The sequence below is a fragment of the Providencia sp. PROV272 genome (assembly GCF_049901975.1).
GTDB lineage: Bacteria > Pseudomonadota > Gammaproteobacteria > Enterobacterales > Enterobacteriaceae > Providencia > Providencia stuartii.
In genome coordinates, this window is sequence record NZ_CP096291.1 from 2,169,100 (window position 1) to 2,186,406 (window position 17,307).

General features: G+C 42.5%; 17 protein-coding genes. 4 read left to right on the top strand and 13 right to left on the bottom strand.

Features of this window, described 5'->3' with window-relative positions; genetic code table 11:
• Positions 1-25 precede the first annotated feature (25 nt).
• Positions 26-763, top strand: a complete 738-nt coding sequence (pyrF, locus tag M1E93_RS09830) for an orotidine-5'-phosphate decarboxylase (RefSeq protein ID WP_088499257.1) — start codon at positions 26-28, stop codon at positions 761-763.
• The gene (yciH, locus tag M1E93_RS09835; RefSeq protein WP_426206844.1) at positions 760-1,086 is read left to right on the top strand and encodes a stress response translation initiation inhibitor YciH; all 327 of its coding nucleotides are present in this window, start codon (positions 760-762) and stop codon (positions 1,084-1,086) included. The genes pyrF and yciH overlap by 4 nt, the downstream gene beginning before the upstream one ends.
• 41 nt (positions 1,087-1,127) lie before the next feature.
• On the opposite strand, the gene osmB is transcribed toward yciH, so the two are convergent.
• The 10 genes from osmB to M1E93_RS09885 all read right to left on the bottom strand — a co-directional run bounded on the left by osmB (position 1,128) and on the right by M1E93_RS09885 (position 10,661).
• Entirely contained in the window at positions 1,128-1,346 is a 219-nt protein-coding gene (gene osmB, locus M1E93_RS09840) for an osmotically-inducible lipoprotein OsmB (protein WP_004920113.1), read from the bottom strand.
• A 190-nt stretch (positions 1,347-1,536) separates the two neighbouring features.
• Positions 1,537-3,480, bottom strand: a complete 1,944-nt coding sequence (locus tag M1E93_RS09845) for an exoribonuclease II (protein ID WP_104873505.1) — start codon at positions 3,478-3,480, stop codon at positions 1,537-1,539.
• Between the two features lie 109 nt (positions 3,481-3,589).
• Positions 3,590-4,231, bottom strand: a complete 642-nt coding sequence (gene nth, locus M1E93_RS09850) for an endonuclease III (RefSeq protein ID WP_014656041.1) — start codon at positions 4,229-4,231, stop codon at positions 3,590-3,592.
• Positions 4,232-4,246: 15 nt separating this feature from the next.
• Positions 4,247-4,963, bottom strand: a complete 717-nt coding sequence (locus M1E93_RS09855; RefSeq protein WP_004920103.1) for an electron transport complex subunit E — start codon at positions 4,961-4,963, stop codon at positions 4,247-4,249.
• Positions 4,964-4,965: 2 nt separating this feature from the next.
• Positions 4,966-5,592 carry an electron transport complex subunit RsxG gene (gene rsxG / locus M1E93_RS09860; RefSeq protein WP_004920100.1) on the bottom strand — a complete coding sequence of 209 codons (627 nt, stop codon included), beginning with the start codon at positions 5,590-5,592 and terminating at the stop codon, positions 4,966-4,968.
• Between the two features lie 9 nt (positions 5,593-5,601).
• Positions 5,602-6,687: an electron transport complex subunit RsxD gene (gene rsxD, locus M1E93_RS09865; RefSeq protein ID WP_004920098.1), complete on the bottom strand. Its 1,086-nt coding sequence runs from the start codon at positions 6,685-6,687 to the stop codon at positions 5,602-5,604.
• A gap of 13 nt (positions 6,688-6,700) precedes the next feature.
• Positions 6,701-8,932 (bottom strand): electron transport complex subunit RsxC, encoded by a 2,232-nt coding sequence (rsxC, locus tag M1E93_RS09870; protein WP_426206846.1) that lies wholly within the window; start codon positions 8,930-8,932, stop codon positions 6,701-6,703.
• On the bottom strand, positions 8,925-9,551 hold the full coding sequence (gene rsxB / locus M1E93_RS09875; protein WP_104873503.1) for an electron transport complex subunit RsxB: 627 nt from the start codon (positions 9,549-9,551) through the stop codon (positions 8,925-8,927). The genes rsxC and rsxB overlap by 8 nt, the downstream gene beginning before the upstream one ends.
• The gene (gene rsxA, locus M1E93_RS09880) at positions 9,551-10,132 is read right to left on the bottom strand and encodes an electron transport complex subunit RsxA (RefSeq protein ID WP_004920088.1); all 582 of its coding nucleotides are present in this window, start codon (positions 10,130-10,132) and stop codon (positions 9,551-9,553) included. Before rsxA ends, rsxB begins: the two co-directional genes overlap by 1 nt.
• A gap of 88 nt (positions 10,133-10,220) precedes the next feature.
• On the bottom strand, positions 10,221-10,661 hold the full coding sequence (locus M1E93_RS09885) for a DUF2569 domain-containing protein (protein ID WP_014656038.1): 441 nt from the start codon (positions 10,659-10,661) through the stop codon (positions 10,221-10,223).
• A 233-nt stretch (positions 10,662-10,894) separates the two neighbouring features.
• Between M1E93_RS09885 and M1E93_RS09890 the strand changes: the two genes are divergently transcribed.
• Together M1E93_RS09890 and M1E93_RS09895 are read left to right on the top strand one after the other, a co-directional pair.
• Positions 10,895-11,938 carry an oxidoreductase gene (locus M1E93_RS09890; protein WP_004920084.1) on the top strand — a complete coding sequence of 348 codons (1,044 nt, stop codon included), beginning with the start codon at positions 10,895-10,897 and terminating at the stop codon, positions 11,936-11,938.
• Between the two features lie 52 nt (positions 11,939-11,990).
• Positions 11,991-12,965 (top strand): bile acid:sodium symporter family protein, encoded by a 975-nt coding sequence (locus M1E93_RS09895; RefSeq protein WP_004920081.1) that lies wholly within the window; start codon positions 11,991-11,993, stop codon positions 12,963-12,965.
• 179 nt (positions 12,966-13,144) lie between these two features.
• Here M1E93_RS09895 and add read toward each other — a convergent pair whose 3' ends face one another.
• The 3 genes from add to manA form a co-directional block, all read right to left on the bottom strand.
• Positions 13,145-14,146: an adenosine deaminase gene (gene add, locus M1E93_RS09900; RefSeq protein ID WP_004920077.1), complete on the bottom strand. Its 1,002-nt coding sequence runs from the start codon at positions 14,144-14,146 to the stop codon at positions 13,145-13,147.
• A gap of 108 nt (positions 14,147-14,254) precedes the next feature.
• Entirely contained in the window at positions 14,255-15,889 is a 1,635-nt protein-coding gene (locus M1E93_RS09905; protein ID WP_104873502.1) for a YdgA family protein, read from the bottom strand.
• A 110-nt stretch (positions 15,890-15,999) separates the two neighbouring features.
• Positions 16,000-17,178 (bottom strand): mannose-6-phosphate isomerase, encoded by a 1,179-nt coding sequence (manA, locus tag M1E93_RS09910; protein ID WP_014656034.1) that lies wholly within the window; start codon positions 17,176-17,178, stop codon positions 16,000-16,002.
• Positions 17,179-17,307 lie beyond the last annotated feature (129 nt).

The window sequence follows — 17,307 nt, forward strand, 5'->3', positions numbered from 1 at the left end:
CAAATATGATTAAGGCTACTACTAAATGATTTCTTCAACTGAGAACCACGCTCGCGTATCTACTCACTCGCCAGTTATTGTTGCGCTCGATTATGAAGATGCAAACGCGGCATTGGCATTTGTTGACCTTATTGATCCGCGTGAATGTCGTTTGAAAGTCGGTAAAGAGATGTTTACCTTCAATGGCCCTCAATTTGTGAAATCACTACACCAACGTGGTTTTGATGTATTTCTCGATTTAAAATTTCACGATATTCCTAATACGGTTGCGCGTGCGGTTGGGGCAGCAGCAGAAATGGGCGTTTGGATGGTTAACGTTCATGCTGGTGGTGGCAGCCGTATGATGGAAGCGGCTCGTCAGGCATTAGAGCCTTATGGAAAAGAGGCGCCATTATTAACAGCGGTCACTGTTTTAACCAGTATGGATCAATCCGATCTGACTGGCATTGGTATTAATGCTACGCCAGCTGAGCATGCTGAACGTTTAGCTTTATTGACAAAAGCGTGTGGCTTAGATGGTGTGGTGTGTTCAGCACATGAAGCTGCAAGACTGAAATCATTGTGTGGTGATGATTTTAAATTAGTGACACCAGGTATTCGCCCAATTGGTAGTGATGTTGGGGATCAGCGCCGTATCATGACACCTCAAGAAGCATTAAAAGCCGGGGTTGATTATATGGTTATCGGCCGTCCTATTACGCGTAGTGATAACCCCGCACTCACATTAAAGCAGATCAACCAATCTATTAAGGATTGTGCATGAAGGATACAAATAGCCGTTTAGTGTATAGCACGGATATCGGTCGCATCGAAGAGGAAAAACCGAAAGCACAACGCCCAAAAGGAGATGGTATTGTCAGGATCCGCCGTGAAACATCGGGTCGCAAAGGCAAGGGCATTTGCGTGGTGACAGGACTCGATCTTGAAGATGATGCACTGGCTAAATTGGCCGCGGAATTAAAGAAAAAATGTGGTTGCGGTGGCTCAGTAAAAGACGGTGATATTGAAATTCAGGGTGATAAGAGAGAGCTGATTAAGCAACTTCTTGAAGCAAAAGGTTATCAAGTGAAGTTAGCGGGTGGATAACACAATATAGGATAAGGGGGCATCCCCCCTTATCCATAGATTTATTTTCCGACTTGGTTACCAATAATCCCACCAACTGCAGCGCCACCAACCGTTCCCAGTGCACTACCGCCCGTTAGGATAGCACCGCCTACAGCACCTACGCCAGCACCTACAGCCGTATTCTTATCTCGCTTTGACATATTAGAGCATGCGCTAACGCTTATTGCGATAAGGGTTGCAAGTGTGAATGTCATAATGCGTTTACTTGTCGTGTTCATTTTAGTGACTCCGAGTTTTAAGGACGCTACCAAATTATCACAATCAGTAATTATACGAATCAGAATTATCGGGAATTAATGTATATAAAAAGCGACAATATATCTGAGTGGAACTCATTAAGAAGGAAAAGTAAGAAACAATATGCTACTGCTAAAACCAGTAGCATATTTATTATAGCATCAAAAGTAATTATGCGGCAGGGCGAGCAACAATATTGCGAGTTTCCATACGTACTTCAGCGATATTAACATTAATAATATCGTTGAGTTTGTATGCGGGTTCGCCTTTGATTAACACGCTACCTGTTTCTTGGCTGCACTGGATCTCATCGCGTACAGCGTGTAAGAACGGCGCTGGAATAAAGGCTACGGCACCATTGTCGGTTAACCTCACTCGTACACCACCACGTGTGATATCGATAATTTCCGCAGGGAATGCCTTGTCTGTACCTTCGAAAGGTTTTAAAAAGCGCGCATATAACCAATCACCAACATCACGTTCAGCCATGCGATTGGCTCGGCGACGCTCCGCTAATTTAATCGATAACTCTTCTGTCGGTTTATCAGTTGAGGGTTTACCCGCAATAACCGATTTAAGTAGACGATGGTTAACAATATCCGTGTATTTACGGATTGGTGATGTCCACGTTGCGTAAGCCTCAAAACCTAATCCAAAGTGAGGGCCGGGTTCGCCTTTGACTTCTGCAAAGGTTTGGAATCGACGAATGCGGCTATCTAAGAATTGTGTCGGTTGTGCATCTAATTGGCGGCGTAGTTGGCGGAAACCTTCTAAGGTGAGCAGGGATTCGGCCGTTGTCTCAATGCCATGCTCTTTCAATGTTTGTACAACTTGCTCTATTTGTAATGGCTCAAAGCCCATATGAACGTTGAATACGCCAAAACCTAATGTGTTTTTGAGCTGTGTTGCGGCACACAAGTTAGCGGTGATCATCGCTTCTTCGACAATACGGTTTGCCGTACGGCGGCTTTCGACGACGATGTCAATAACATTCCCTTTGTCATCTAACAAGAAACGATAGTCAGGGCGATCTTTAAAGACTAACGCATTTTGTTGACGCCATTGATGACGCTTATCCGCCATTTCTTTCAGTAATTCAATCTGTTGCTGATCTGTATCATTAGTTGGTTGCCAGCTACCTGATTTTTCTAGCCAATCAGAAACTTCGTCATAAACCAGCTTTGATTTAGACTCAACCCATGCACTGAAAAACTGAATATCTTCAGCTAGGTTACCATCATCCAAAATGGTTGCGGCACACACTAATGCTGGACGGCGCTCATTTGGGCGTAAAGAGCAGAGGTTATCTGAAAGCTCACGAGGTAACATCGGAATATTAAAGCCAGGCAAGTAGTTCGTATAAGCGCGAGCTAAAGCGAGCTTATCTAATTCACTGCCTTCTTTGATATAACTGGTTGGATCCGCGATAGCGATATAAAGTTTTAAATGACCGTCTGCTGTTCTTTCAATATACAGAGCATCATCCATATCTTCTGTACTTGCACTGTCGATAGTCACGAAATGCAGGTCGGTAAGGTCAACACGCTCAATACCTTCATCATCGCGTTCACTGTGAACCATTTGCGGCTCAGCACGATCAAGTTGATGACGACGTAAAGTGACCCACCAAGGGGCGAAATGGTCATTAGCATCGGTGATGTACTCAGTGATATCAGCGTAAAAACCTTTATCACCTTTTAAAGGATGGCGACTCATCTGTGCAACAACCCAATCACCTTGAGCAAATTCATGGTCGATGTCTTTTACTGGGCGACAAGAAATAGCATCTTTTAGCAGTGGATGATCAGGGATCACAAATAAGCGGTTGTCATTATCTTTCTTCTGAATGCGCCCGACAAAGCGGCTGAGAAAGGGTTCAACAAGTTCTTCTGGTTCAGCGAATTCACGGTCTTTGTCTGTATGAATGGCCGCGATAACGCGATCGCCATGCATCACTTTTTTCATTTGTGGAGGTGGAACAAAGTAGCTTTTTTGGCCATCTACTTCGAGAAAACCGAAACCTTTATCGGTGCTTTTTACCAATCCTTCAACGCGAGGCGTTTGGGAGTGCAGTTGCTGTTTAAGTTGCGCGAGCAATGGGTTGTCTTGGAACATACTTACCGTTTTTATGGAGGTTGAGTTTGGCTCCCATTGTTACGTAAGACAAAGTCTTAGAGCAAGAAAAAATTTGCATTGTGAACAAATAACTGGGAGCAGTGTAATGTTAATTCTCAGGGTACACCTTATCTTTAAATTCGCAGAGATCTTCAATAATACAAGACCCACAGCGCGGTTTGCGTGCGATACAGGTATAGCGACCATGTAAAATGAACCAATGATGGCAGTCGACTTTAAACTCTGTGGGAACGACTTTGAGAAGTTTTTCTTCGACTTCAACGACATTTTTACCTGGAGCAAAATTGGTACGATTACAAACTCGAAAAATATGCGTATCAACAGCAATGGTTGGCCAGCCAAAAGCCGTGTTTAACACCACATTTGCTGTTTTACGACCAACGCCGGGTAAGGCCTCTAAAGCTGCGCGATCTTCAGGAACTTGGCTATTATGCTTTTCAATTAAGATTTTGCAGGTTTTGATAACACTTTCAGCTTTAGTGTTAAACAGACCAATTGTTTTTATATACTCTTTGATACCATCGACGCCCAAAGCGAGCATGGCTTCAGGAGTATTAGCGACAGGATATAATTTGGCTGTTGCTTTATTAACGCTGACATCAGTCGCCTGTGCAGATAACAAAACCGCTATCAACAGCTCAAAAGGGGAGTTAAATTGTAACTCAGTTGTTGGATTGGGATTGTTATCGCGCAGGCGAGTCAATATCTCAATACGTTTTGATTTATTCATAGCTCACAATTAATCTTATCTAGAAATATGGCTGCCGCATCCTTGTTCTTTTTGGTATTCACGTTCAGGTTGTTGGCCCGATTTTAGGGCGGCTCGTTTTTTCATTTTCTCATCAATTAAATATTTGCCCGCAAGCATCAGGGCGAGGCCGATAAAGGCGCCCGGTGGCAGCATAGCGAGTAAAAATGGTGAGTCAAGGTGTAAAACCTCTATTCGCAATGATTTGGCCCATGATCCTAGTAGTAAATCCGCACCGTCAAACAGTGTGCCATTACCTAAAATCTCGCGCATAGCCCCTAAAACGAACAAGGCTGCCGTTGCACCTAACCCCATCGCAAGGCCATCAATAGCAGAAAGTGGTACAGGATTCCGTGAGGCATAAGCCTCAGCGCGACCAATTACAATACAGTTGGTCACAATCAGCGGAATAAATATGCCCAGCGATTCATATAGGCCAAACGCATAGGCGTTAATAAGCATCTGTACTGCACTAACGACAGAGGCAATGATCATAACATAAATAGGAATACGAATTTCAGCTGGTACCCAACGACGAAATGCGGATACGGCAACATTGGTACAGACCAGCACTAATGTTGTAGCAAGTCCTAACCCTAATGCATTGGTCGCTGTTGATGAAACAGCCAGTAATGGGCATAGGCCTAAAAGCTGTACAAGTGCCGAGTTGTTTTTCCATAAGCCCTGTACAAAAAGTTCTTTAGATTGACTCATAATTATTCAGCTCCACAAATAGGATAGCTAGAGAGATTTTGTGGTATTTTTTGCATAAAAACGGCGGTACGTTTGGTCGCATTAACAACTGCTCTTGGGGTTATGGTTGCCCCAGTAAATTGGTCAAAATCACCGCCATCTTTTTTAACCGCCCATTTGGGGTCATGGTCGGATTCAACTTTCCCTGTGAGCAAAGTGATCCAGTTTGAAATTCGTGTTTCAATTTTATCGCCGAGACCTGGTGTTTCATGATGCTCTGTCACTCTAACACCTAGCACATTTCCATTAAAATCTGCACCGACTAAGAGATGTATTGCACCTGAATAGCCGTCGGGTGCTGTAGATTCAAGGGCGGCGGCAACAGGCTCACCATTCTTTCTCGCAATATATAACCGATGTGGTTGCTTGCTGCCTAGCTCAGCTTCTGCTCCGACTAAATAACACTCCTGCCCAAATGCATTATCATACAGGCTAGTTGGTACGACTTGGTCAAGTAGCTGTTTTTGTACGATCGCCGCTTGTTGTGCGATTGTCTCTTTCGTTAAGGTATAAACAGCCGCACTAAGTGCAGTTGTGCCGGCTGCAAAAATAGCCAAGATGGCTCCATGACGACGCATTGTGTTTAACATATAGGCTCCTTACTTATGTCCATGCCCGTATGCACGAGGTTGCGTATAATGGTCAATGAGAGGCACCGCAATATTAGTTAGTAGCACAGCGAAAGCGACAGCATCGGGATAACCACCGTAAACACGGATTAGCCACACTAATAAGCCAATCATTACACCGTAAATCAAGCGGCCTTTTGGTGTCGTCGATGCCGTAACTGGATCTGTTGCAATAAAAAATGCCCCTAGCATAGTTGCGCCGGAGAGTAACTGTACTAGTGGTGGCGAGTAGCGACCATCATCTAATAACCAACTGACTACCGAACAGAATGCTAAGGTAGCAAGGAATGAAACAGGGATCTGCCAACTAATAATCCGACGGTTTAACATTATGAGGCCGCCGATTAAATAGGCAATATTGACCCATTGCCAACCAATACCCGCCAGAGAGCCTTGTAAAATTGGTTGCTGTAAAACATCAGAAATCGAATGGGTTAATAGCCCTGTTTTAAAGCTGTCTAATGGTGTTGCTTGGCTCATTCCATCGACACCCATTCGCAAGGCATCCAGCGTGATCCCCGTTGGAGTATGTCCAGTGAAGATAATTGAAAGGCTCTCTAGTGCATTGATATTAAGAGTCTGTAATTCAGAGGGCGGGAGCCAACTGGTCATTTGTACAGGAAAAGAAATTAGTAATACGACATAACCCACCATTGCAGGGTTAAATGGATTTTGCCCCAAACCACCATAACATTGTTTAGCAATGATCACGGCAAAGGCAGTTCCAAGAACGATCATCCACCAAGGCGCTAATGGCGGTAGACTCACACCCAGTAATAGCGCGGTAACAATGGCTGAATTATCTTTAAGAACGTTAATAACAGGCTTTTTACGTAAACGGATAGCGATGCCTTCTGTGATCACAGCAGCCAGCATGGCTAAAACAATTTGATAGAGAGTGCCAATACCAAAGAAGTAAATTTGTGCTGCAATACCCGGTATCGCAGCCAATAAAACCCAAAGCATAACAAGACTAGTGCTTTGGTTATCATGGGTAAATGGCGCGCTAGCGATTTTTAAACGACGGTTATTTGGATCAATAGGCCTAAATTTCATGGTGTTTAATCACTTACTCTATCATTGTTTGTTCGTTTTGTTTTTGAGCTTGTTTGGCTTTTACGCGAGCTATCGCCGCAGCAACCGCAACTTTACGAGGATCTGTTTCTTCTTCAATGGGTTGTTCAGCAGCAGGTGACAGCATTTCCTCCTCACTCACTTGAGCCTCAAGTTGTGCTTTCTCTTGGGCTGCTTTTTTCGCTTTAGCACGGGCAATAGCGGCAGCGACCGCGGCTTTACGTGGGTCAACGTCGGCTGATTCAGTTTCTGCCGTTGCAGGTTCAGCTTCTGCTTGTTGCGCCGCTTTTTTCGCTTTGGCACGAGCAATAGCGGCAGCGACAGCGGCTTTACGTGGGTCAACGTCGGCTGGCTCAGTCTCTGCCGTTGCAGGTTCAGCTTCTGCTTGTTGCGCCGCTTTTTTCGCTTTGGCACGAGCAATAGCGGCAGCGACAGCGGCTTTACGCGGGTCAACGTCGGCTGATTCAGTTTCTGCCGTTGCAGGTTCAGCTTCTGCTTGTTGCGCCGCTTTTTTCGCTTTGGCACGAGCAATAGCGGCAGCGACAGCGGCTTTACGTGGGTCAACGTCGGTTGATTCAGTTTCTGCCGTTGCAGGTTCAGCTTCTGCTTGTTGCGCTCTCGCTTGTTCTTTACGTGCGGCTCTTGCGGCAATAACAGCACTGTTATCCGGCGCCGCACCCGCTATCACATGAATATCTGAAGTTGCTGTTGCTTGTTTAGCTTTTACACGAGCGAGCGCAGCAGCAACAGCATCTTTGTCTGATGCTTCCACTTGTACAGCGGCTTTTTTATGACGCTCTTCACGGGCTAATTTTTCGCGTTCCATACGCTGCTGCTTCGCTTCAAATCGTAGTTTTGCTTCTGCAGCACGGCGCTCTTCTTGTTTGATTTCGCGAATTTCTGCTTTTTCTTGTCGATAATATTGCACTAACGGAATATTACTTGGACAAACATAGGCACAAGCACCGCACTCGATACAATCAAATAGGTTATGTTTTTGCGCTTTTTCGTGCTCTTTGCCTTTACTGAACCAATATAATTGTTGAGGCAGTAGGGCCGCAGGGCATGCTTCAACGCATAAACCACAGCGGATACAAGCTTCTTCAATCGGTTTTTGCCCAACTTCTTCAACACTAGGAACTAACAAGCAGTTGCATATTTTAACTACAGGTACCTTGAGATCTGGCAAAGTAAAGCCCATTAGTGGCCCCCCCATAATCACCATTTGCTCAGATGCAGGGGTAAAACCCGTTTGTTGTAATAGATGATGAACAGGAGTACCTAAGCGAGTCCAAAAGTTTCCAGGGGAGGTAATAGATTCACCTGTAACGGTGACAACACGTTCAATCAAAGGTTGCCCATCAATGACGGCACGTTTTATGGCAACAACCGTACCGACGTTTTGCATCAATACGCCAATCTGTGAGGAGCGGGCACCAGAAGGAACCTCTTTACCCGTCAGGATCTTAGTAAGCTGCTTAGCACCACCTGAAGGATATTTGGTGGGGATCACCCGCACAAAAATCTGCTTATCATGGGCAGTAATGGCTTTCTTCAGTGCGGCAATGGCTTCAGGTTTATTATCTTCAATGCCAATAAGTATTTGATCAGGGTTGAGTAAATGTTGCAAGACACGACAACCCTCGATAACCTCATCGGCATGCTCTTGCATTAAGCGATCATCTGCTGTGATATAAGGTTCACATTCGGCCGCATTAACGATCAATGTCTTGATAGCATCTTTCCCTCCCGCTAATTTAGACGCGGTAGGGAAACCTGCACCACCAAGCCCAGCGATGCCTGCTTGCTCAATTTTTTGTAATAATTGTTGAGGAGTGAGCTGTAAATAGTCAGGCTCAGGGAATAACTCACACCAAGAATCTAACCCATCGGCTTTGAGGCAAACTGATAGCTCTTTTAAGCCAGAAGGGTGTGCCGTGACCATCGGTTTTATTGCGGTGATAGTGCCTGAAGTTGAGGCATGAACAGGCACTGTACGACCGACACCATGGGTTAAAGGTTGCCCCTTGAGCACATGTTCACCCACTTTGACGATCAATTCCCCTTCAGGGCCTAAATGCTGCTGTAACGGGATAATCAGTTCATCGGGAATTGATGCCACACGCATTGGCGTTTGGCTTGACTGTAATTTCATTTCTGGCGGGTGTATCCCACCAGAGAAATCCCAGATATTGTCTTTTTTTGACCAATTAAACAACTTAAACATGCGCATCTCCTTTTACCGTGGTGAAAGGAGATTTCGGTTGTTGTTCATCAGGTGATACAGGAATATTTTTGACAGGAATACTGTTTAAATCCCATTTCCAGTTTGCAGTGGTCGTTTTCACAGGAACAAGTTCGATACAATCAGTCGGGCAAGGGGCTACGCACAGATCACAACCTGTGCAGAGATCTTCAATTACGGTATGCATAGCGCGCGTTGCGCCAACAATGGCATCAACAGGACATGCTTGAATACATTTGGTGCAGCCGATACAGTTTTCTTCATCAATAATAGCGACTTTTCGAACAGGATTCTGTGCGCTTTCATCACCATCAATTGGCTGAGGGTCTACGTTAAGAAGTTCAGCTATTTTCAACATGACTTGCTCGCCACCCGGCGCGCACTTGTTGATCATCTCTCCGTTATTGGCTACAGCTTCTGCGTAGGGGCGACACCCCGGATAGCTGCATTGACCACATTGACTTTGGGGCAAAATGGCATCAATTTTTTCAACAATGGGGTCTTCTTCAACTTTAAAGCGTAATGAGGCATAGCCAAGGATCAAACCAAAGATCAGCCCAAAAACGGCTAAAATGCCAATAGCAATCCATAACGATATCATTAGAACTTCACCAAACCACTAAAACCCATAAATGCTAAAGACATTAGTCCAGCAGTGATAAGGCCGATAGATGAGCCACGAAAAGGTGCAGGAACATCAGCGACCGCCAACCGTTCGCGAATAGCGGCAAACAGCACCATTACCAATGAGAAACCAACGGCGGCTGCAAAACCATAAACAGCAGACTGTAAGAAACCATGCGATTGATTGATATTTAATAAAGCAACCCCTAAAACTGCACAGTTAGTCGTAATAAGTGGGAGAAAGATCCCTAACAGGCGATAGAGCGTTGGACTGGTTTTTCTAACAACCATTTCAGTGAATTGCACAACCACGGCAATCACTAAGATAAAACTTAGGGTGCGCAGATAGAGCAGGTCGAGGGGCACTAAAATTAACGTATCCATCAACCAAGAGCTGATTGCGGCGAGTGTCATAACAAAAGTGGTAGCAAAGCCCATTCCGATGGCTGTTTCGAGTTTTTTTGATACACCCATAAAAGGGCACAGACCAAGGAATTTTACCAGTACAAAGTTATTAACCAGTACGGTTCCAATGAATAGCAAAAGATAATCAGTCATTTTATTGCCTGAAAACAAAATTAAAAGAACAAAAACTGACGAGCGTCAGTTAAACAGGCTGTATGATAACAAGCTATTTTTGTGATGCTTATCGATCTTGTGTGAAAGTCATCTTCACACGAGCAGAATTTTTGATGTAAGGAACAAAAATAGCAGCACCGATAAGTGGCCAGGCGAGTGTTTTTAGCGCCGTTAGGGAATCAATATTTGCAAAATAAAAGGTTTTTAGTCCAAGCAATAACAGGACTAACATCCAAATAATAAAACGGCGAGGAAAATGCCGAGAACGCATAAACATAAGTTTTAAGATATGAATAGTGAATACCATCATAACGATAGTGATCAGAAAAGATAAATACCAGTCGAATGGGATATAGTGAGTCCAATCATCAATTGTAGTGATAATTCGATATAACGTAATAAAATACATGACCACCATAGAGCATACAGCAAAACACGTTAATAAGATGAAAGCTGCGGGGGCAAGGAGCCAACCAGTAATACGATGGTGGTCATAAACAGGCGTCATATCAATTTAATCCATATTATAAGCTAAATCATACACTAAGCAGCAGTATCAAGAACTGTCTTTGCTTACACTCGTGGCTAGTGAACGCATCTCTTTTATCACGTTGCTGAATCATGAATGACTTTTTAAGTAGCATCAATTCGAGGCTATCCTACCATAGTTTTATTTGCTAATTAATTCGTTATGGTGATACTTTTTATGGATTCAGTGAAAATTAATAAAATGAGGTCATTATGTCCGCACCAATAAAAGTCGGTATTGTAGGTTATGGTTATGCAAGTAAAACATTTCATGCCCCTTTTATCGCTACATTGCCAGGGTATGAATTGACAGCTATCTCCAGTAGCAATTCAGATAAGGTAACCGCTGATTGGCCTGATGTTGAAGTCGTCTCTTCACCTGAGCAACTGTTTGCAAATCCTGAAATTGAATTAGTCATTATCCCGACCCCCAATGACACTCATTATCCACTGGCAAGCCAAGCGTTAGCGGCAGGCAAGCATGTCGTTGTCGATAAGCCTTTTACTGTCACTGTAGAAGAGGCTCAATCACTACAACAACAGGCACAACAAGCAGGAAAGCTTTTATCGGTTTATCATAATCGCCGTTGGGATGCAGGCTATTTAACACTGAAGAAACTGTTTGCTGATGGTTGCCTAGGCGACATTAAATATTATGAGTCACATTTTGACCGTTATCGCCCAGTCACACGACAAAGATGGCGAGAGGCAGCAGTCGCAGGCGGTGGAATTTGGTATGATCTTGGTCCTCATTTATTAGATCAAGCGTTACAATTTTTCGGAAAACCAGCAAGTATTACCGCAGATTTAGGGATGATCCGCCCAGGTGCTGAAGCCGTTGATTATTTCCATGTTCTTCTTCACTATCCAGATAAAAAAGTCGTTCTTCACGCAACAACAGTAGCTGCCGCTGAATCGCCTCTCTATGTTATTCATGGCATGAAGGGAAGTTATGTCAAATATGGTCTTGATTCACAAGAAGAAAATTTAAAAAATGGTCTGTTACCGACTCATGAAAATTGGGGAATAGATCAACGTAATGGCGTTGTGACGCTGTCACAAGGCGATGCGCTTATTTCCCAAGAATGGCAAAATGAAAAAGGAAATTATGGTGGTTACTATCTTGCCATTCATGAGGCAATCCGTCATGGTGCCGCAAATCCAGTACAGCCACAAGAAGCCATTGAAATTATGAAATTAATTGAGGCTGGTATACTTTCAGATAAACAAAAACGCACCGTTACTCTTGATTGTTAATGTTTAAATAGATGAGCCAGCATTTTTAGCTGGCTTTTTGTTAGGTAATAACATGAATTTGTTAGCAAAATTAAAAATTGACCCTTTTTTATTGATTATGATTGGCGTTGTTGTGATTGCAAGCCTATTTCCTTGTGAAGGGGAAATCAAAGTTGGCTTTCAGTATCTAACAACGGCAGCTATTGCGCTTTTGTTCTTTATGCATGGTGCAAAGCTTTCTCGTGAATCAATCATGGCAGGGATTGGGCACTGGCGACTACACTTATTAGTATTTTCAAGCACATTTATTCTGTTTCCTATTATTGGATTAGCTTTGCATTTTATGGTGCCGTCATGGATGTCACCGACGGTATACATGGGGTTTCTTTATCTTTGTGCATTGCCAGCAACGGTACAATCGGCCATTGCCTTTACCTCTGTTGCCGGAGGAAATGTGGCCGCAGCGATTTGCAGTGCGTCAGCATCCAGTATTCTCGGCGTCTTTTTATCGCCGATATTGGTGGGGTTACTAATGGATGAAGATGGCAGCCAAGCAATGGATACGTTGAATGCAATTGGCTCTATTTTATTGCAATTAATGCTGCCATTTGTAGTAGGGCACCTGTCTCGTCCACTATTAGCGAATTGGATTAACCGTAATCGTAAATTAATTAATATCACTGACCGTTCTTCTATATTATTAGTCGTATATGTCGCTTTCAGTGAAGCGGTTGTTGAAGGAATTTGGCAGCGTATTGATGGATACTCTCTATTTATGATTGCTGTGATCAGCTGCCTTATTTTATTTGTCGTTATGATCCTAAATACACTTGCGGCACGCTTATTTAAATTCAGTAAAGAAGATGAAATCACAATCGTATTCTGTGGTTCAAAAAAGAGCTTAGCGAACGGCGTTCCTATGGCTAATGTGCTATTTCCAGCCTCCGTTGTAGGGATAATCTTATTGCCACTAATGATATTTCATCAAATCCAATTAATGGTATGCGCGGTTTTAGCCCAGCGTTACGCAAAACGTTTAACTAAATAATTAATAGTAAAGTCGGGGGGATAATAACCCGACTTACTCAATCCATAATCACCATTTAGTTACAACATACTATGGTGTTATCAATAATAGGCAAACTTAACCTTCAGAGAAAAAAGCTAAACAGGGCAGAAAAGGAGATTAACTGCCCAAAACGTGAATGAATTTAGCTTTATAGCAGGTTAGCGAAGGGCTGCTTTTTGTTTGAGTTGCTGTTTTTCACTTTCGCTAAGAAAGGCGATACTCAATCCATTGATTTGAGCCTGCTCTATTTCAGATGGTGTCAACCCAGCTTTAGGGGCGGCAACTTCATATTCATAAGCTAATTCAATGCCTTCTACGGCAGGGTCATCAGTATTAATCGACGCTAACACACCATGGTTTAAAAACATTTTCAATGGATGTTTCGCTAATGACGGTACAGTGCTGGTCTGGATATTCGAGGTTAAGCAGCTTTCAATACCAATTTTATGTTTTGCTAAGTATTCGATCAGCTTAGGGTCTTCACAAGCTTTAACACCATGGCCAATTCGTTGTGCCCCTAATTCTTTAATTGCATGCCAAATACTTTCTGCACCCGCGGCTTCCCCTGCATGAACAGTTATTTGTAAACCGGCATCGCGCGCTTGGGTAAAGTGAGAGTGGAAAAGGGAGCCTGGAAAGCCAAGCTCATCTCCAGCCAAATCCAATGCGCAAAGTTTGTCGCGGTGAGCGAGTAGGCCTGCTAACTCTTTTGCACAAGCGTCTTGACCAAAGGTTCGACTAAGGATCCCTATTAAATTAATTTTAATATCATACTGTTTGCAACCAGCCGTAATACCATCAATGACAGCTTCAACAACACCTTCAATAGGGAGGCGATGGTTCATTGCCATGTAATAAGGAGAAAAACGCAATTCTGCATAGTCAATACCCGCCTTATAAGCATCTTCGACGTTTTCTTGAGCAACACGTTTACAGGCATCGAGATCGGCTAATACAGCAACTCCCCAATCTAGTTTTTGCAGGAAACCGACTAAGTCAGCCTCTTGTGTCATTACTTGCACATGAGGACGTAAAGCTTCAATCTCATTAGCAGGTAGCGTAATACCGTGTTGTTGGGCAAGGGAAAGGATTGTTTCGGGGCGGATATTACCATCTAGATGGCGATGTATGTCTGTAAGTGGCAGTTGTCTGTTTATCACTGAATTGAGTCCCTTTATGTGTATGGATTAGCCAATATATCCTAGTATAGATGTGAAAACGCCAGTCAAAAAATATTGACTGGCGTTTAAGATTAATATTAATGCAGATTAGTTAGCTGGTTGTGCTACTTCAGCACCGTCAGCCGGCGCATCTTCGGTTTGTGGTACAACTAACTCTTCTTCTTCATATTCCATAGAGCTTTCTGGGCCAGCCATCAACTTCATCTTAGTTAAGAAGTCTGCAAGGGTATAGCTATCCGCGTTAAACGTAATATCATTACCTGCATATTTGATAGTCATGGTCAGATCGTTACCTTTCTCTATCATCCATGGTGATTTTTTCTGTTTCGCTTTTTCTGCACGCTCTTCGTCAGTCATGAACATTTCTTCAAACGGTGAGCTGAACATATCTGAAGTTAGGAGCATTTGTGCTTGATCAAACTCATTTGTTGCTTGCTCAACATACATTTTCTTAGTTTCTGCATCAACAACTTGACCTTGGTCTAAAATAGCGATTTGAGACATTAACTCAATAGCCATTGGTTTGTTCAGCGTGAGGTTAAAGTCAAATGACTTAAATAAGCTCTTAACTGCTTCATCAACTTTGTTTGTCATTGCTAATTCAGTAAGCTCTTTTTGGTCCCACTTATTAAAGGTCATACTTAAGTCTGTCGTTGTTTGACCTGCAGAGTTTTTCCAGTAAAGAGGGCTGATAGAGAAGGTCGGTTGGTTTTTCAGCATTTCAGGCAATGTTTCCTTCATCATCTTCATTGCGATTTTTTCACCTGCTGCTGTTGGATTGCCTGACGCAACTCCTTCTGCTAATGCACTATTATATTGTTTAACAAATTTACCCAACGCTTTTGCATCTAGCTTATCAATCGAAATAACTACCTTACCGGAACCTAAGTTTTGATCTAATGCGACTAAATCATCAATGCTGTAAGTGAAGCTACCTTTAATATTTTCTTTTTCCAGTGCAGAGTCTGAAGTCATCACTAAGTTTTTGAAAGAAAATTTAACCTCAGGGATATTAACATTTGCATTTTCTATAACAAAATCTTGTTTACCGATATAGAAATCATGTTCGGACTTAGTCAGGTTAGAAGTTAGTTTTAGCCCTTTTAACATCATTTCTTCTGATTTATCTGCATTCTGAATCAATAAGTTGTCAGTATTCAGTGTGGCTTCAATCTCGTTAAAGTCAGAAGAGGCATTAAATAATAGTTTTAATCCATTAAAGGAAATGTTTGACTTTTCTTTGGTAAATTCAACGGGTAACAAATCTAGATTTGCATCAACACTTTGGCCATAACCAACAACAGCAGTACCTGAAATAAATGGTTTACCTTTTGTTATTTCGAATAGCTCTTTGGTTGCTTCATTATTTGCTAATTCAATATGTGCCGCGCCCAGTTTAGGCATTAAATTGAATTTAGAGAGTTGTGATAGAGGGAAAGGGCCGTGCTCAATATCAGTATTAAATACAAGACTTTCCTCTGGGCCAGTAGAATATACGGATGAGATAACGATATTAGCTTGCGAGGAGAATAGACCACGTTTAAAGTTTTCCACTTTGAACTGTAAACCTGAACTTGGAGCATTTACCTTAATAAATGAGTTGGTATCCTCAATCATATAATTTAATTCAGACTCAACTTTAGAGCCTGTGTACCATGATGCACCACACCATACAGCACCAATAGCAACTATTACACCAACTGCAACTAATGACTTTTTCATTATGAACATCCATCCTTTCAGCGCGTTGTCTTAACGCGCTATAAAAATTGTACAAGTTTTATCTAACCGTCTTTTGCGTGCAATCAAGACGAACAAAACACAAAAATACATTAAAGGTTATAGACACGAGCGAGCTTACCCACGCCTGTGGCGTAAACTTCTTTTTCAAAGGCCGCCAGAAAAACAGATTCTCCTGAACAGATTTTTAATTCATCATCGCCTGACTTCAAAACTAACTCGCCATCTATGCAGAAAAAGATAGAAGCCGTTTCATTAGTTATGTTTATCTCTGTGTCATCAATAGAATATATATTAAATGCAAAATCTTCTACTGGTATATGATATTTACAGATATTTCCTGTTTTTTCTGGTTCACTAAGTAAACTTTGGCTTGTTTTGGGGATAAAATCTACATTTGCTATCAATTCTGGAACATCAATATGCTTATTGGTCAGTCCAGCTCGTAGGACATTATCGGAATTAGCCATGATTTCTAGCCCAACGCCTTCAATATAAGCATGTGGCGTCCTTGCATATAAGAACATTGCCTCGCCAGGCTGCAACTCAACAACATTAAGCAACAGTGGGACAAATAAACCTGTATCTTCAGGATAGAGGCTAACCATTTGTTTTATGGTGTTCCATGGTTCGCCTTGGCGACTGTTTAATGCGGCTTTCAATACACCTAGTGCTAACTCTTTTTGTTCACCTGTGAGACTCAGAATTTGTGCAAATAATTTCGCTAATTTTTCTTCAGTTGGTGATTGAACAAAGAATTGAATTTCAGGGTGGGCCGCAGAGACAAAATCAAGCAGTTCAGCAATTTCATTGAGTGGGCGAAATGCGTTCATTGCTTTAAAAGGTGTTAAAGCATAAATCAGCTCAGGTTTATGATTATCATCTTTATAGTTGCGGATTGGCGAATCTAAAGGGATCCCCGCAGCATTCTCTTTTGCAAAACCAACTTCAGCATAAACCTTATTAGGATGGACTTGTACCGAAAGAGGGGTTGCGGCACATAACACTTTAAATAAAAAAGGTAAGCGGGAGGAAAAAGTGTCTGCTACTTTTTTACCTAGAATTTCTTCTGGGTTACTCGCAATATAATCAATCAGTGGGAGCGTTTGGCCTGTTTTGGTATTCACGACACAAGAGCTCGCTTTTGGGTGTGCTCCCATCCATAACTCAGCCATGGGTAGATGTTCTGGGTTAGGGATAGCGTACAACTGTGTGAGTGCAGTGGTACTCCCCCAGTCGTAATTTTGAATCTTATTAATCATTTTTAGCATAGCCAAAACTCTCTTTTTCTAAAAATCAACTTATTTCCTTTTTACTACAATACAATAAACACGGTTAAGTCGCATTATTGAAATTAAATATGTGGCATTATAGGGGGGTGTTATCGGCTTACCTGCAAG